15 protein-coding genes are annotated in these 15,543 nt (G+C 70.6%); 13 read left to right on the top strand and 2 right to left on the bottom strand.

Features of this window, described 5'->3' with window-relative positions; all coding sequences use genetic code 11:
- Window positions 1-1,053, bottom strand: coding sequence for a LacI family DNA-binding transcriptional regulator (locus ACYVK3_RS14630; protein ID WP_460498062.1), 1,053 nt, complete (start codon window positions 1,051-1,053; stop codon window positions 1-3).
- Window positions 1,054-1,239: 186 nt separating this feature from the next.
- On the opposite strand from ACYVK3_RS14630, the gene iolC reads away from it, so the two are divergent.
- From iolC to nusB, 13 genes are all read left to right on the top strand, one after another.
- Window positions 1,240-2,226 (top strand): 5-dehydro-2-deoxygluconokinase, encoded by a 987-nt coding sequence (gene iolC, locus ACYVK3_RS14625; protein ID WP_460498061.1) that lies wholly within the window; start codon window positions 1,240-1,242, stop codon window positions 2,224-2,226.
- 10 nt (window positions 2,227-2,236) lie between these two features.
- Entirely contained in the window at window positions 2,237-3,088 is an 852-nt protein-coding gene (locus ACYVK3_RS14620) for a Cgl0159 family (beta/alpha)8-fold protein (RefSeq protein ID WP_460498080.1), read from the top strand.
- Window positions 3,085-3,969, top strand: a complete 885-nt coding sequence (gene iolB, locus ACYVK3_RS14615; RefSeq protein ID WP_460498060.1) for a 5-deoxy-glucuronate isomerase — start codon at window positions 3,085-3,087, stop codon at window positions 3,967-3,969. The genes ACYVK3_RS14620 and iolB overlap by 4 nt, the downstream gene beginning before the upstream one ends.
- Window positions 3,959-5,872 (top strand): 3D-(3,5/4)-trihydroxycyclohexane-1,2-dione acylhydrolase (decyclizing), encoded by a 1,914-nt coding sequence (iolD, locus tag ACYVK3_RS14610; RefSeq protein WP_460498058.1) that lies wholly within the window; start codon window positions 3,959-3,961, stop codon window positions 5,870-5,872. The genes iolB and iolD overlap by 11 nt, the downstream gene beginning before the upstream one ends.
- A gap of 10 nt (window positions 5,873-5,882) precedes the next feature.
- Window positions 5,883-7,382, top strand: coding sequence for a CoA-acylating methylmalonate-semialdehyde dehydrogenase (locus ACYVK3_RS14605; RefSeq protein ID WP_460498057.1), 1,500 nt, complete (start codon window positions 5,883-5,885; stop codon window positions 7,380-7,382).
- An 18-nt stretch (window positions 7,383-7,400) separates the two neighbouring features.
- A complete protein-coding gene (locus ACYVK3_RS14600) occupies window positions 7,401-8,324 on the top strand; it encodes an IolE/MocC family protein (RefSeq protein WP_460498056.1) in 924 nt (307 codons plus the stop codon).
- Between the two features lie 29 nt (window positions 8,325-8,353).
- On the top strand, window positions 8,354-9,361 hold the full coding sequence (locus ACYVK3_RS14595) for a Gfo/Idh/MocA family oxidoreductase (RefSeq protein ID WP_460498055.1): 1,008 nt from the start codon (window positions 8,354-8,356) through the stop codon (window positions 9,359-9,361).
- A 102-nt stretch (window positions 9,362-9,463) separates the two neighbouring features.
- Window positions 9,464-10,642 (top strand): chorismate synthase, encoded by a 1,179-nt coding sequence (gene aroC, locus ACYVK3_RS14590; RefSeq protein ID WP_460498054.1) that lies wholly within the window; start codon window positions 9,464-9,466, stop codon window positions 10,640-10,642.
- 2 nt (window positions 10,643-10,644) lie between these two features.
- Window positions 10,645-12,201 carry a 3-dehydroquinate synthase gene (aroB, locus tag ACYVK3_RS14585; protein WP_460498053.1) on the top strand — a complete coding sequence of 519 codons (1,557 nt, stop codon included), beginning with the start codon at window positions 10,645-10,647 and terminating at the stop codon, window positions 12,199-12,201.
- Window positions 12,198-12,623: a type II 3-dehydroquinate dehydratase gene (gene aroQ, locus ACYVK3_RS14580; RefSeq protein WP_460498052.1), complete on the top strand. Its 426-nt coding sequence runs from the start codon at window positions 12,198-12,200 to the stop codon at window positions 12,621-12,623. Before aroB ends, aroQ begins: the two co-directional genes overlap by 4 nt.
- A gap of 84 nt (window positions 12,624-12,707) precedes the next feature.
- Window positions 12,708-13,592 carry a hypothetical protein gene (locus tag ACYVK3_RS14575; RefSeq protein ID WP_460498051.1) on the top strand — a complete coding sequence of 295 codons (885 nt, stop codon included), beginning with the start codon at window positions 12,708-12,710 and terminating at the stop codon, window positions 13,590-13,592.
- A gap of 181 nt (window positions 13,593-13,773) precedes the next feature.
- Window positions 13,774-14,331 carry an elongation factor P gene (efp, locus tag ACYVK3_RS14570; RefSeq protein WP_460498050.1) on the top strand — a complete coding sequence of 186 codons (558 nt, stop codon included), beginning with the start codon at window positions 13,774-13,776 and terminating at the stop codon, window positions 14,329-14,331.
- Window positions 14,332-14,334: 3 nt separating this feature from the next.
- Complete coding sequence (gene nusB, locus ACYVK3_RS14565; RefSeq protein WP_460498049.1) at window positions 14,335-14,817, top strand: transcription antitermination protein NusB; 483 nt, start codon at window positions 14,335-14,337, stop codon at window positions 14,815-14,817.
- A 142-nt stretch (window positions 14,818-14,959) separates the two neighbouring features.
- On the opposite strand, the gene ACYVK3_RS14560 is transcribed toward nusB, so the two are convergent.
- Window positions 14,960-15,457, bottom strand: coding sequence for a transcriptional regulator (locus ACYVK3_RS14560; protein WP_460498048.1), 498 nt, complete (start codon window positions 15,455-15,457; stop codon window positions 14,960-14,962).
- Between the last annotated feature and the right edge of the window lie 86 nt (window positions 15,458-15,543).

The following is a 15,543-nucleotide window of genomic DNA, read 5'->3' as shown; positions in this document are numbered from 1 at the left end:
TCATCGCGAGGCGGGCGGACCACTGGTGCCGCGAATGAGCAGCTTCGACTCCAGTTTGAGATAGGCACCGGCCTCGCGGACGCCGCGGAGCTGCTCGTCGGCCGCCTGGACCGCCAGGTGGGCGAGCCTCGGAACGTCCTGGCGGACGGTGGTCAGGTCGATGTGGCTGAGTCCGGCGATGTGGCTGTCGTCGTAGCCGACGATCGAGACCCGCTCGGGGATCTTGACTCCGGCGCGGGTGAAGACGTCGAGCAGACCGATGGCGCACTGGTCGTTCGAGGCGAACACGGCCGTGGGCAGCGCCCGGTCCCCGGCGAGCATCGCGCGGGCGGCGTCGCCGCCGGCCTCCTCGGTGTGGTTGCCGGGGATGACGCGGATGTGGTCGGCCAGTCCGTGCGCGCGCATCGCGTCGCGGTAGGCGCGGCGGCGCTCGGGCCCGCCGGGGCGCGAGCCGCCGTCGACGTGGACGATGTCGCGGTGGCCCAGGTCGACGAGGTAGTCGACGACCTCGCGGGCGCCGGGCCGATCGTAGGAGGTCACGACGTCGACGGGGAGGTCCTTGAGGTGGCGGCCGACGATGACGGTGGGGATGCGCCGGCCGATCTCCTCGATGTCCGGGTCGGGGATGATCGGTCCGCACAGCAGCAGCGCCTCGCTGCGGTGCCCGATGAGGGCCTCGATGGCCTTGTGCTCGTCGCGAGTCGGCACCGCGGCGCTCAGCACCAGGTCGTAGCCGAGCTCCTCGGCCGCGGGATGGATCGCCTCGACCAGGTCGACGTGGTAGGGGTTGCGCGGGGTGAAGAGGATGCCGAGGACCTTGCTGCGTCCGCGCGCGAGCAGTCGCGCGGCGATGTCCGGGCGGTAGCCGAGCTCGGCGGCGGCCTCGAAGACCCGTTCGCGCGTCTCGGGGCTCGCGCCGGGCTGCCCGCGGAAGACGAGGGAGACGAGCGCGCGGGACACGCCGACGCGGGCGGCCACGTCGGCCATGGTCGGCTTCCGCGACCGCTGTGCCGGGGCGCGGTCGGGTTGGTTCAGGGGGTCCAGGGGGGTCATGGCGCCGTCATCCTTCCGATGCAAACATATTGAGATTTTTAGTACCGAATCCTTGACTGAGGTCCGTGGTCCGTGTCATTCTAACCCCACTAGCGCGCTCTAGTAGCGCGCTCTATAACGAAGTGAATCCACATATGCCTGTCTACTATGCATATGTCTTGTTCATCCGAAATTCATGGGGAGGCGATGTTGGCTCCGCAGCCGCAGGCCGTCCACGGTGACCCGCCGTTCGACGTGATCACCATGGGACGCGTGGGGGTCGACCTCTACCCGGCGCAGACCGGCATCCGCCTCCCGGAGGTGACGGCGTTCAACAAGTACCTGGGCGGCTCGCCCACCAACGTCGCGGTGGCCGCCGCCAGGTACGGCCGGCGCTCGGCGGTCGTGACCAAGGTCGGCGACGATCCCTTCGGCGCCTACGTCCGGTCCGCGCTCGCCGGCTTCGGCGTGGACGACCGCTTCGTGGGCACCGACGCCGAGATGCCGACGCCGCTGACGTTCTGCGAGGTCTTCCCCCCGGACGACTTCCCGCTGTACTTCTACCGCTTCCCCAAGGCCCCCGACCTCAATATCGAGGCCGGCGAGCTCGACACCGACGCCATCGGCGCGGCCGAGGTCTTCTGGGCCACCGTCACCGGACTGTGCGCCGAGCCCAGCCGCACCGCCACCCTCGCCGCCCTCGAGGCCGCCCGCCCCTGCCGCCACACCGTCCTCGACCTGGACTGGCGCCCGATGTTCTGGGACAGCCCCGGCGAGGCCCGCCGGTGGATCGACCGGGCGCTCGGCTTCGCGGACGTCGCCGTCGGCAACCGCGACGAGGTCGAGGTCGCCGTCGGCGTGCGCGATCCCCGCGAGGCCGCGAAGCGCCTGCGGGACAAAGGCGTCCGGCTCGCCGTCGTCAAGCAGGGGCCCGAAGGCGTCCTCGCCGTCGACGACTCGGGCGAGGTCGAACTGCCGCCCGCGCCGGTCGACGTCGTCAACGGCCTCGGCGCCGGAGACGCGTTCGGCGGCGCCCTGATCGACGGGCTGCTGTCCGGATTGAGCGCCGAACTCGTCATCGCCCGCGCCAACGCCGCCGGCGCCATCGTCGCCGGCCGCCTCGCCTGCTCCTCGGCCATGCCCGACGAGGCCGAGGTCGAAGCCAAGCTGCGGGAGGCCACCGGTGCACGCTGAGGAACTGACCATGCTCGCCCAGACGCGCCTGCACCGGCCCGAGGCGATCGCCGAGGCCGCGGCCTCGCGCAAGCGGGCCGACGGCCCGGTAGGGCCTTCCGGCCGCTGCTTCGTCATCGCCGCCGACCACCCGGCGCGCGGCGCCCTCGGGACCGGCGGCGACCCGATGGCGATGGCCGACCGCGGCGACCTGCTCGACCGGCTCCGCATCGCCCTGGAGCACCCCGGCTGCAACGGGGTGCTCGCCACGGCCGACATCCTCCAGGACCTGCTGCTGCTCGGCGCCCTGGAAGGCAAGGTCGTCCTCGGATCGATGAACCGGGGCGGCCTCGCCGGGGCCGCGTTCGAGATCGACGACCGCTTCACCGGCATGAGCGCCGCCGCGATCGAGCGCATGGGCTTCGACGGCGGCAAGACGCTCACCCGCATCGCGCTCGACGACCCCGCCACCCCGACGGTCCTGGAGCACACGGCGAAAGCGGTCGACGCCCTCGCCGAACGCGGCCTGATCGCGATGGTCGAACCGTTCCTCTCAGCGCTCGTCGACGGCGAACTCGTCAACGACCTGTCCACCGAGGCCGTCGTCACCTCGGTCGCGATCGCCTCGGGCCTCGGGGCGAATTCCGCCTACACCTGGCTCAAGGTGCCGGCCACGCCCGACATGGCGCGCGTCGCGGCCGCCTCCACGCTGCCGATGGTCGTCCTCGGCGGCGAGGTCACCGACCTCGATACCCAGCGCGAACGCTGGGCGGCCTCGCTCGAACTGCCCAATGTGGTCGGCCTGACCGTCGGCAGGTCCCTGCTGTACCCGGCCGACGGCGACGTCGCCGGAGCGATCGAAGCGGTGGTGAACCTCCTGTGAACTCGAAGCACTACCTGCCCGCCGGGTCGACCGCCGCCGGTCCCTACGAGACGGTCGTGACTCCCCAGACCGCCGGATGGGCCTACTCGGGCCTGAAGGTCCTGCGCCTGAGCCCCGGCGAACGCCACACCCTCGACACCGGAGACGCCGAGACCCTCGTGCTGCCCCTCGAAGGCGGCTGCACCGTCGAATGCGACGGCCGCACCTTCGAAGTGCGGGGCCGCAGGGGCGTCTTCACCCGTGTGAGCGACTTCGTCTACCTCCCCAGGGACGCCACCGCCACCGTCGTCAGCGAGCGCGGAGGCCGGTTCGCCCTGCCCTCGGCGCGGTGCGATCGCCGCCTGACCGCCCGCTACGGCCCGGCCGAGGACGTGCCCGTCGAACTGCGCGGCGCGGGCCAAGCCTCGCGACAGGTCAACAACTGCTGCACCCCCGAGAGCTTCGAGGCCGACAAGCTCATCGTCTGCGAGGTGCTCACCCCCTCCTCCAACTGGTCGTCCTACCCGCCCCACAAGCACGACGAGGCCCGAGACGGGGAGGCCGAACTCGAGGAGCTCTACTACTTCGAGGTCGCCGGCAACGGCCTCGCCTGGCAACGCGTCTACGGGACCGCATCACGGCCGATCGAGGTCTCCGAGGCCGTCACCAGCGGCGACGTCGTCCTCATCCCGCACGGCTGGCACGGCCCCAGCGCCGCCGCCCCCGGCTACCACCTCTACTACCTCAACGTCATGGCCGGACCGGGCGAGCAGCGCGCCTGGCTCATCAGCGACGACCCCGCCCACGCCTGGATCCGCTCCACCTGGGACGCGCAGTCGATCGACCCGCGGCTCCCGCTCACCTCGACCCGAGAGAACGAAGAGGACGCCGATGCCCGCTGAGACCATCCGACTGACCGTCGCCCAGGCCCTGGTCCGATTCCTGGCCGAGCAGTGGACCGAGCGCGACGGCGAGACGCGGCGGCTCATCGCCGGCACGTTCGGCATCTTCGGCCACGGCAACGTCGCAGGGCTCGGACAGGCGCTCCTCCAGGCCGACGAGGACGGCGTCGACATGCCGTACCTCCTCGCCCGCAACGAGCAGGCGATGGTCCACGCCTCCAGCGCCTACGCCAAGCTCAGCGACCGGCTCGCCACGTACGCCTGCACCGCCTCCATCGGCCCCGGCTCGACCAACATGGTCACCGGCGCCGCGCTGGCCACCGTCAACCGGCTGCCGGTCCTGCTGCTACCCGGTGACATCTTCGCCAACCGCGCACCCGACCCGGTCCTCCAGCAGATCGAGGACCCCCGAGCGCTCGACGTGTCCGTCAACGACGCCTTCCGCCCCGTCTCCAAGTTCTTCGACCGGATCTCGCGCCCCGAGCAGCTCCTCCCGTCGGCGCTGGCCGCCATGCGCGTGCTCACCGACCCGGTCGAGACCGGCGCGGTCGTCATCGCCCTGCCGCAGGACGTGCAGGCCGAAGCATGGGACTGGCCGGTCGACTTCTTCCGCCGCCGCACCTGGCGTATCCGCCGCCCCGCCCCCGATCCGGCCGAACTCGACGCCGCGATAGGAGCGATCCGCTCGGCCCGCAGACCGCTCATCGTCGCCGGAGGCGGCGTCGTCTACTCGCACGCCACCGAGCGGCTGCGCGCCTTCGCCGCCGCCCACGGCGTCCCCGTCGCCGAGACCCACGCCGGCCGCGGCTCGGTCCCCTGGGACCACCCGCAGGCCGTCGGCGCACTCGGGTCCACCGGCTCGCGGGCCGCCAACGAGCTCGCGCGCGACGCCGACGTCGTGATCGGCGTCGGCACCCGATACACGGACTTCACCACCGCCTCCCACACCGTCTTCGGCGACCCCGACGTCGCCTTCGTCAACCTCAACGTCGCCCCGATGGACGCGGCCAAGCACGCGGCCGCGACCCTCGTCGCCGACGCCCGCACCGGTATCGAGGCGCTCGGCGACGGACTCGCGGACTGGCGGGCCGACCCCGCCTGGACGCGGCGGGCTTCGAACCTGGCCGCCGACTGGCAGACCGTCGTCGAACGCGCCCGACATCCCCACGGCGAAGCCCGCGGAGCCGCGAACGCGCAGAGGCGCGAGCCCCTGCCCGCACAGACCGAGATCCTCGGCGCCCTCAACGACGCCATGGGCGAACGAGACGTCGTGATCAACGCCGCCGGCTCCATGCCCGGCGACCTCCAGATGATGTGGCGCTCAAGCGACCCCAAGCAGTACCACGTCGAATACGGCTACTCCTGCATGGGATACGAGGTCGCCGCCGGCATCGGCTGCAAACTCGCCGATCCCGGCCGCGAAATCGTCGTCCTGGTCGGCGACGGCTCGTACCTCATGCTGTCCTCCGAGATCACCACCGCGATCGCCGAGCACCTCAAGATCATCGTCGTCATCGTCCAGAACCACGGCTTCGCCTCCATCGGCGCGCTGTCCGAATCGCTCGGCAGCAGGCGCTTCGGCACCGAGTACCGCTACCGCGACCCCCAGTCCGGACGCCTCGACGGCGACGTCCTGCCCGTCGACCTGGCCGCCAACGCCGCCAGCCTCGGCGCCCACGTCCTCTCGGCGAGGACCGTGGCCGAATTCAAGGACGCGATTGAACGGGCCAAGGCCGCCGACCGCACCACCGTCGTGCACGTCGAGACCGACCTGCACTCGCCGGGCCTGCCCCAGAGCGCCTGGTGGGACGTGCCCGTCGCCGAGACCGCGACGCTCGATTCCACCCGCGCGGCCCGCGAGGCCTACGAGTCCGGCAAACGCGGCCAGCGCCACTACCTCTAGGAGCACACCGATGTCAACGACCATCGACCACTGGATCGACGGCAAGGCCACCGCCGGCGCGTCGGAACGCCTCGCTCCCGTGTGGAACCCCGCCACGGGGGAGCGGCAGGCGAGCGTGCGCCTGGCCTCCCGGTCCGACGTGGACACCGCCGTCGCCGCCGCCGAAGCCGCCTTCGACTCCTGGCGCGAGCAGTCGCTGGCGGTGCGCAGCCGCGTCATGTTCCGGCTGCGCGACCTCGTCGAACGCCACGAGCTCGAACTGGCGAGGATCGTCGCCGCCGAGCACGGCAAAGTCGTCGACGACGCCCGCGGCGAGATCGTCCGCGGCCGCGAAGTCATCGAGTACGCCTGCGGCATCGCTTCCGCGCTCAAGGGCGGACATTCCAAGGACGTCTCAGGCGGGGTCGACTCCTACGACTTCCGCGAACCGCTCGGCGTGTGCGCCGGGATCACCCCGTTCAACTTCCCGGTCATGGTCCCCATGTGGATGCACCCCATCGCGATCGCCACCGGCAACACCTTCGTGCTCAAGCCCTCCGAACGCGACCCTTCGGCCAGCCGGTTCATCGCCGAGCTGTACGCCGACGCCGGGCTCCCCGACGGCGTGTTCAACGTCGTCAACGGCGACAAGGAGGCCGTCGACGCGCTGCTCGACCACGACGATGTCGCCGCGGTCTCCTTCGTCGGCTCCACACCGATCGCCCGGTACCTCCACGAGCGCGCCACCGCGAACGGCAAACGGGTCCAAGCCCTCGGCGGTGCCAAGAACCACGCCGTCGTCATGCCCGACGCCGACATGGACCGGGCCGCGGACCAGCTCACCGCCGCCGCGTTCGGCTCGGCCGGCCAGCGGTGCATGGCCGTGTCCGTCGCGGTCGCCGTCGGCGACGCCGCCGACGAGCTCGTCGACCTCCTGAGCACCAAGGCCGAAGCGATCAAGGTCGGACCGGCGAGCGACCCCGAGGCCGAGATGGGCCCCGTCGTCACCCGCGCCGCCTGCGACCGCATCACCCGCTCCATCGACTCGGGCATAGCCCAGGGCGCGACGCCCGTCGTCGACGGCCGCGGGCTCACCGTCCCCGGCCACGAGGACGGCTTCTTCGTCGGCCCCACCGTCCTCGACCACGTCACCCCCGATATGGACGTCTACGCCGAGGAGGTCTTCGGCCCCGTCCTCGCCGTCGTCCGCGCCGACACCCTCGAAGCGGCGATCGACCTGGTCAACGCGGGCCCGTACGGCAACGGCGCCGCGATCTTCACCTTCGACGGCGGCGCGGTCCGCACCTTCGAACGCGGCGTCGACGTCGGCATGATCGGCGTCAACGTGCCGATCCCCGTGCCGACGGCGCACTACTCCTTCGGCGGCTGGAAGGACTCCCTGTTCGGCTCCAGCCACATCCACGGCTCCGAAGGGGTGCGGTTCTACACGCGCGCCAAGGTCGTCACCGCGCGCTGGCCCAGGCACACCGAGGCCCGAGCGGCCCGACTGAACTTCCCGACCTCCAGCTGAAGCGACAGGAGACCGCCAATGCCGACGAACCCAGCACCCGAGCTCCGCCTCGGATCCGCGCCCGACTCGTGGGGCGTGTGGTTCCCCGAGGACGAATACCAGCTGCCGTACGAGCGCTTCCTCGACGAACTGGCCGAGGCGGGCTACGCATGGCTGGAACTCGGCCCCTACGGCTACCTGCCGACCGATCCCGACGTCCTGGCCGACGAGCTCGGCCGGCGCGGCCTCAAGGTCTCCGGCGGCACCGTCTTCGGATCGCTCCACCGCCCCGAACTGTTCGACCGGATGATCGCGACCGTCGACAAGGTCGCCGCGCTCACCGCCTCCCAGGGCGCCGAGCACGTCGTGTTCATCCCGCCGCTGTACCGCGACGAGAAGACCGACGCGGTCTCCGACGTCGTCGACTTCGACGCCGAGCAGTGGAAGACCGTGCATGCCACGGCCAACCGCGTCGGGAAGCGGATGTACGAGGAGCACGGCGTCACCATCGCGGTCCACCCGCACGCCGACTCCCAGATCATGACCCAGCCGCAGATCGAGACCTTTCTCGACGGCACCGACGCCGACTACGTGTCGCTGTGCCTCGACACCGGACACGTCGCCTACGGTGGGGGCGACAACCTCGACCTCATCCGCCGCTACGCCGAACGCATCGGCTACGTCCACATCAAACAGATGGACCCCGAGGTGCTCCGGCAGGTGAACGACGAGGGCCTCGGCTTCGGCGAGGCCGTCAAACGCGGGGTGTGCGTCGAACCGCCCGCCGGCGTGCCGAACCCGGCCGACATCGTCGCCGAGCTCGCGACGCTCGACGCCGAACTGTTCGTCATCGTCGAGCAGGACCTGTACCCCTGCGAGCCCGACGTGCCGTACCCGATCGCGGTACGGACCCGCGAATACCTCAACGGCTGCGGCCTCGGCGCCCGCCGCCAGCGAGCCTGAGCACCGGACCAGGGAAGAAGGACAGCGACATGACCATCGGCATCGGCGTCATCGGGACCGGCTGGATCGGCGAGGAGCACGTGCGCCGCCTGACGCACCAGGTCTCCGGCGCGCGGGTCGCGGCCGTCTCCGACATCGACCTCGAGCGGGCCGCCGAAGTGGCGGCGCTCGCGGGGGCCAAGGTGATCGACTCGGCCGAGCAGCTCATCGACGACCCGGCCGTGGACGCCGTCGTGGTGACCTCTTGGGGCCCCGTCCACGCCGAGCAGGTGCTCGCCTGCATCGCGGCCGGCAAGCCGGTCTTCTGCGAGAAGCCGCTCATCACGGTCGCCGAGGACGGGCCGCGCATCATGGAGGCCGAGCGGGCCTTCGGGCGCCGCCTCGTCCAGGTCGGCTTCATGCGCCGCTACGACGCCGGCTACCGGGAGATGAAACGCCTCATCGACTCCGGCCGGATCGGCGTGCCGCTCATGGCCCACTGCGTCCATCGCAACCCGAGCTCCCGCGAGGCCTACCACACGGAGATGGCCGCGCAGGACACCGCCGTGCACGAGGTGGACGTGCTGCGCTGGCTGCTCGACGACGAGTTCGTCTCGGCGCAGGTCCTCGCCCCGCGCAAGACGAGCAAGCGCTACGAGCACCTCCAGGATCCGCAGATCATGCTGTTCGAGACCGCCTCGGGCGCACGAGTGGACGTCGAGGTCTTCGTCAACTGCCAGTACGGCTACGACATCCAGTGCGAGATCGTCGGCGAGACCGGGACCGTGCGCCTGCCCGACCCCGCCCGCGTCGCCGTCCGCAGCTCCGGGACCGCCGGCTACGCGGTCGTCCAGGACTTCCAGGACCGGTTCACCGACGCCTTCGACGTCGAGATCCAGGAATGGGCCGACGCGGTCGCCGCCGGACAGGAGCCGACGGGGCCCTCCGCCTGGGACGGCTACGCGGCCGCCGTCGTCACCGGCGCGGCCGTCGGGGCGCTCCGCTCCGGCCGGATCGTCCCGACCGGCCTGCCCGAGCGCCCCGACTTCTACGCCTGAGTCAAGGCGATCCGCCGGACCGCCGAGGAGCCGATCCACCGTTTGGGACACGCGTCCCGCCACGTGCCGGATCACATCCGTGCCAATGGCAGACTTGACAGCGTGTTGCGATGGATGACAGCTGGAGAATCACACGGACCCGAGCTCGTGGTCACGCTCGACGGCCTGCCCGCGGGCGTCGAGCTCACCACCGGCGCCGTGGCCGCCGAACTCGCCCGCCGCCGGCTCGGTTACGGCCGCGGCGCGCGCATGAAGTTCGAGGCCGACGAGGTCTCCTTCATCGGCGGCGTGCGCCACGGCCGCACCCTCGGGTCGCCGGTTGCCATCAAGGTCGGCAACACCGAGTGGCCCAAGTGGGAGCAGGTCATGGCCGCCGACCCCGTCGACGAGGACGAGCTCGCGGGGCTCGCCCGCAACGCCCCGCTCACCCGCCCCAGGCCCGGCCACGCCGACCTCGCCGGCATGCAGAAGTACGACCACGAGGACGCCCGCCCGATCCTCGAGCGCGCCTCCGCCCGCGAGACCGCCGCGCGCGTCGCCGGCGGCACCGCCGCCAAGGCGTTCCTCAAGCAGGCCTTCGGCATCGACATCGTCTCCCACGTCAAGGCCCTCGGGCACGTCCGCGTCAAGGACGGCACCGTCCCCACCCCGGCCGACGCCGAGGCCGTCGACGCCGACCCGATGCGGTGCCTCGACCCCGACGCCTCGGCCCGCATGGTCGCCGAGGTCGACGCCGCCAAGAAGGACGCCGACACCCTCGGCGGCATCGTGGAGGTCCTCGCCTACCACGTCCCTCCCGGGCTCGGCTCCCACGTCCAGTGGGACCGCAAGCTCGACGCCCGCCTCGCCACCGCGCTCATGTCGATCCAGTCGGTCAAGGCCGTCGAGATCGGGGACGGCCTCATGCAGGCCGCCGTGCGCGGCTCCGCCGCCCACGACGAGATCGTCCCCGGCGCCGAAGGCGTCGAACGCCTCACCGACCGCGCCGGCGGCCTCGAAGGCGGCATCACCACCGGCCAGCCCGTGCGCGTCTCGGCGATGCTCAAGCCCATCTCGTCGCTGACCCGCCCGCTGCGCACCATCGACACCGCCACCGGCGAGGCCGCCGAGGCCATCAACCAGCGCTCCGACGTGTGCGCCGTCCCCGCCGGCGGCGTCGTCGCCGAGGCGATGGTCGCCTACGTCGTCGCCGAGGCCGCCCTCGAGAAGTTCGGCGGCGACTCGGTCGGCGAGGCCCGCCGCAATCTGGACTCCTACATCGAACACCTGCGGGTGAGGTAGCGATGGGCCTGGTCGTCATCGTCGGTCCGCCCGGATCGGGCAAGACCACCGTCGGCACCGCGCTGGCCGAGCGGCTCGGCGCGGTCTTCCGCGACACCGACGCCGACATCGCCGCCGAAGCCGGCAAGCCGATCCCGGACATCTTCATCGACGAGGGCGAGGAGCACTTCCGCGCGCTCGAACGCGAAGCGGTGCGCCGCGCCGTCGCCGAGCACGACGGCGTCCTCGCGCTCGGCGGCGGAGCGGTCATGGCCGAGGCCACCCGCGAACTCCTCGCGGACGTGACCGTCGTGCACCTGCGCGTCGAGCTCGCCGAGGCCGTCAAACGCACCGAGATCGACCGCGGGCGTCCGCTGCTGGCGGTGAATCCGCGCGCCACGATGCGCCGGCTCATGGACGAGCGCATGCCGCTGTACCGCGAGGTCGCCGACATCGAGATCGACACGACGAGCCGCGACATCGCCGACCTGGTCGAGGAGATCGCCGTGAAGCTCGGCACCCGCACCGTCACCGTGAACGACGCCGAGAGCCCCTACCCGGTCCTCATCGGACGCGGCACGGCCGCGCGCCTGCCCGAGTTCCTGGACCGGGCCGCGCGCGTCGCCGTCGTCCACACCGCCAACACCGCGGAGCTCGCCGGACGGGTCGCCTCGCTCGTGCCCGAGGGCTCCCGGGCGGTCCTCATGGAGGTCCCCGACGCCGAGGACGGCAAGTCCGTCGCCGTGGCCGAGCAGTGCTGGGAGGCCCTCGGGGCCGAGGGCTTCACACGCACCGACATGGTCGTCGGCGTCGGCGGGGGAGCGGTCACCGACCTTGCCGGCTTCGTCGCGGCCTGCTGGCTGCGCGGCGTCGCGATCGTCCACGTCCCCACCTCGCTGCTCGGTGCGGTCGACGCCGCCGTGGGCGGGAAGACCGGCGTGAACACCGCCGCCGGCAAGAACCTCGTCGGCGCCTTTCACCCCCCGCGCGCGGTCCTGGTCGACCTCGACAATTTCGCGACGCTCCCCAGGCGCGACCTCGCGGCCGGACTGGCCGAAGTGGTCAAGGCCGGCTTCATCGCCGACCCGGTGATCCTCGACCTGGTCGAGGCCGACCCCGAGGCGGCCCTCGACGCGGCCGGCCCGGTGGTCGCCGAGCTGGTCGAACGCGCGATCGCGGTCAAGGCCGACGTCGTCGGCTCCGACCTCAAGGAGGGCGGCCTGCGGGCGATCCTCAACTACGGGCACACCTTCGGGCACGCCATCGAGAAGCTCGAGCACTACCGCTGGCGGCACGGCGACGCCGTCGCCGTCGGCATGGTCTACGCCGCCCACCTGGGGGCGATCACCGGCCGCATCGACCTGGTCGACCGCACCAAGGCGGTCCTCGCATCGCTCGGCCTGCCGACGACGTACGAGTCGGGCCGCTGGGACGAGATCAGCTCGGTCATGAAGATCGACAAGAAGAACGTGGGCACGAGGCAGCGGTTCGTTCTGCTCGAGGAGCTCGGGAAGGCCGTCGTCGTCGACGACGTCACGGCCGCCCAGCAGCGCGAGGCGTATGAGAGGCTGACCGCGTGAAGACCTACGTGCTCAACGGCCCCAACCTGAACCGCCTCGGCAGTAGAGAGCCGCTCATCTACGGTTCGGAGACCTACGCCGATCTCGTCGAGTTGTGCGTCGCCACCGGCGAGCAGCTCGGCCTGGAGGTCGAGGTGCGCCAGAGCAACCACGAGGGCGAACTCATCGAGTGGCTCCACGAGGCCGCCGACGAGTCGATCCCGGTGGTGCTCAACGGCGCCGCCTGGACGCACACCTCGGTGGCGCTCGGCGACGCCTGCGCGCAGCTCGCCGCGCCGCTGATCGAGGTCCACATCTCGAACGTCCACAAGCGCGAGCCGTTCCGGCACCACTCCTACGTCTCGGCGCACGCCGAGGGCGTCATCGTGGGCTTGGGCCTGCGCGGATACGTCGCGGCCCTGCACCACATCGCCGCGGCCTAGCGGGCCGAACGGCATCGTACGGCTGTCGCGAAGCCGACAGTGTCACGCGAGGGATTCGGGACCACTGGTACCTATTGTGATTCCGTGGTCACATACGAACACGAGATGCCACTGAGGTTGTTGCAGGACAACCCGAAGTTCGGCGCTGAGCTGTATTGCGACGTCCTCGGTCAGCGGCTGCCGCCTTACACGGAAATCCATCCTGGCTCGGAAGCCATCACCCGGCTCGACCGGCCCGCGAAGGAGGACTGCGACGGGGTCGAGGTCTTCTATGAAGGAGGAAAGCCCGTATTCGCGCTCGTTTTCGAGATGCAGCGCAAGCCGGACGACGACAAGTACTACGTCTGGCCCGACTACCTGATCTCCATCAGGACCCGGCTTCGCTGCCCGGTGGCGTTGGTGGTCATCTGTCCGAACGAGCGGACCGCGAAGTGGGCTCAGGCCCCGATCGAGACGGGGCACCTGGCATTCACGCTCGCGCCCTTCGTGATCGATCCCGGGAACATACCGATCATCACCGACCCCGAGGAGATTCGGGGGGTGGAGCAGATGGGCATGCTGTCGGGCATGGCCCACGGGGACGGGGACCAGGCCGAAGTCGTGATCAGGGCCCTGTACGCGGCCCTGTCGCAGCTCCCCGAAGACCAGCACGTCAAGTACACTCGAATTGCCCGGGCGGCATTCTCGAGGAAGGCATTCGAGCGACTGGAGGCTCTGACCATGGCGGACACGTCCGCGCGAGGTGCGTTCATCTACGATGCGATCGAGGCCCGAGGTGAGGCCCGAGGTGAAGCTAAGGGCGAAGCCAAAGGCATCGCCGAAATGCTGCTGTTGATTCTCGAGCAGCGCGGTATCGCGCTCGATGACGCCGACCGCGAACGCATCACCAGCTGCACCGATCTCGAACAACTCCAGTATTGGGCTACCAGAGCCTTTCAGGTCGACAGCGTCGAGCGGCTGTTCGCCTGACCGAACGCTCCGCCCGTCCAAAGACCGAATCCGCGGCGGCCGGAGCCGGCATCGTCGGCTCCGGCCGCCGCGTTGCGCCGGCGACCACATCGGGTGTGGCCTGAGCCGTGATCCGTCCAGGTCGGTCGCTACCATTGACGGTCGGTCCGCTCAAACCCTCTATCGAAAGAGACGAACGCCCGTGGCAACCACGAACGACCTCAAGAACGGCCTGGTGCTCAACCTGGAGGGCCAGCTCTGGCAGGTCCAGGAATTCCAGCACGTCAAGCCCGGTAAAGGCCCGGCGTTCGTGCGCACGACGTTGAAGCAGATCCCGTCGGGCAAGATCGTCGACAAGACCTTCAACGCCGGCACCAAGGTCGAGACCGCGACCGTCGACCGGCGCACCATGCAGTACCTCTACAAGGAGGGCGAGGACTTCGTGTTCATGGACATGGAGACCTACGACCAGTACCCGCTGGGCCCGGGCCTGGTCGGCGACGCCTGGAAGTTCCTCCTCGAGAACTCCGACGCCACCGTCGCGATGCACGAGGGCAAGGCCCTCTACGTGGAGCTTCCGGCCGCCGTCGAGCTCACCATCACCTACACCGAGCCCGGCCTCCAGGGCGACCGCTCCTCCGGCGGCACCAAGCCCGCCACCGTCGAGACCGGCGCGCAGGTCAACGTGCCGCTGTTCATCGAGAACGGCGAGAAGATCAAGGTCGACACCCGCGACGGCAAATACCTCTCGCGGGCATAGGCAGTGAGCAACAAGAAGACCCAGCCCGGTCCGCTCACCGCGCGGACGAAGTGGCGGATGCGCGCCGTCGAGATCCTCTATGAGGCCGAGAGCCGCGACGAGCCGGTCGAGACCGTGCTCGAGGAGCGCGCGAAGCGCGCCGCCGACGACCCCGAGGCGCCCCGGCTGCCGGCCTACGCCGACGAGCTGGTGCGCGGCGTGGCCGAGCACATCGCCGAGATCGACGACGCGCTCACCGAGTCCGCCTCCGGCTGGGCCGTCTCGCGGATGCCCGCGGTCGACCGGAACGTGCTGCGGGTGGGGCTGTACGAGATCCGCTTCGCCGAGGACGTGGACGCGCCGGTCGCCATCAAGGAGGCGCTGCGCGTCGCCGAGCAGATCGGCTCGTCCGACGACCCGGGCTTCATCAACGCCGTCCTCGACAAGGCCGCCCACACGAAGGCGGTCCGGCCCCAGGCCGGCGAGCCCGAGCGCGACGCGGACTGACGAGCGAACACGACGGCCGGGGCGCCCGCTGGGCGACCCGGCCGTGTCGTATCGGTCAGCGCTCACCGAGCGCCTCTGGGACGTGCCCGGCCGCAGGGGATCGGACTTTGCGGCTCGGTCCGTCGTCGTGAGCTCGTGCGGCCTATTCGTCCGCCGCGAAGAAGGCCTGGAGATCGTGCACCAGGACGCCGAAGTCTTCGAGCTTCTCGATCAGGCCCGAGGGCGTGGTCGAGTAGATGACCGCGAGGGTGTAGAGGTCGTCGGCGCGGATCGAGAGGATCCGACCGTTGTAGTCGCCGCGCCGCTGCTGGATCGAGCGCGCCAGCCTGGCGACGTGCTCGAGCTCGGCGTCGGGGTGGTCGTAGAGCGCCTCGAGGTTGAGGACGATCTTCTCGGGCTGCTCGATCGGGAGCGGCACGCCCTCCGGCAGCAGCTCCGAGACGGGGATGCGGTAGAAGTCGGCCAGCTCGGCGAGGCGGCTGACGGTGATGGACCGGTCGCCCCGCTCGTAGGAACCGATGACGACGGCCTTCCACTTGCCGCCGGACTTGTCCTCGACGCCTTGCAACGACAGCCCCTGCTGCATGCGGATGTCACGCAGCCGGTTGCCGAGCGCCTTGGCGTAGTCAGATGTCGCCATGTTGGGATCAACTCCAAGTTTTCGGTACGAGAGGAATCCTATTGTTGACTACAGTCGGTGACCATCGGCCGGTGGGGTCCCCAAAA

It is taken from the genome of Glycomyces tarimensis, assembly GCF_054776215.1.
The sequence above is the reverse complement of the archived record's forward strand: the minus strand, read 5'-3'. Positions and strand labels throughout refer to the sequence as shown.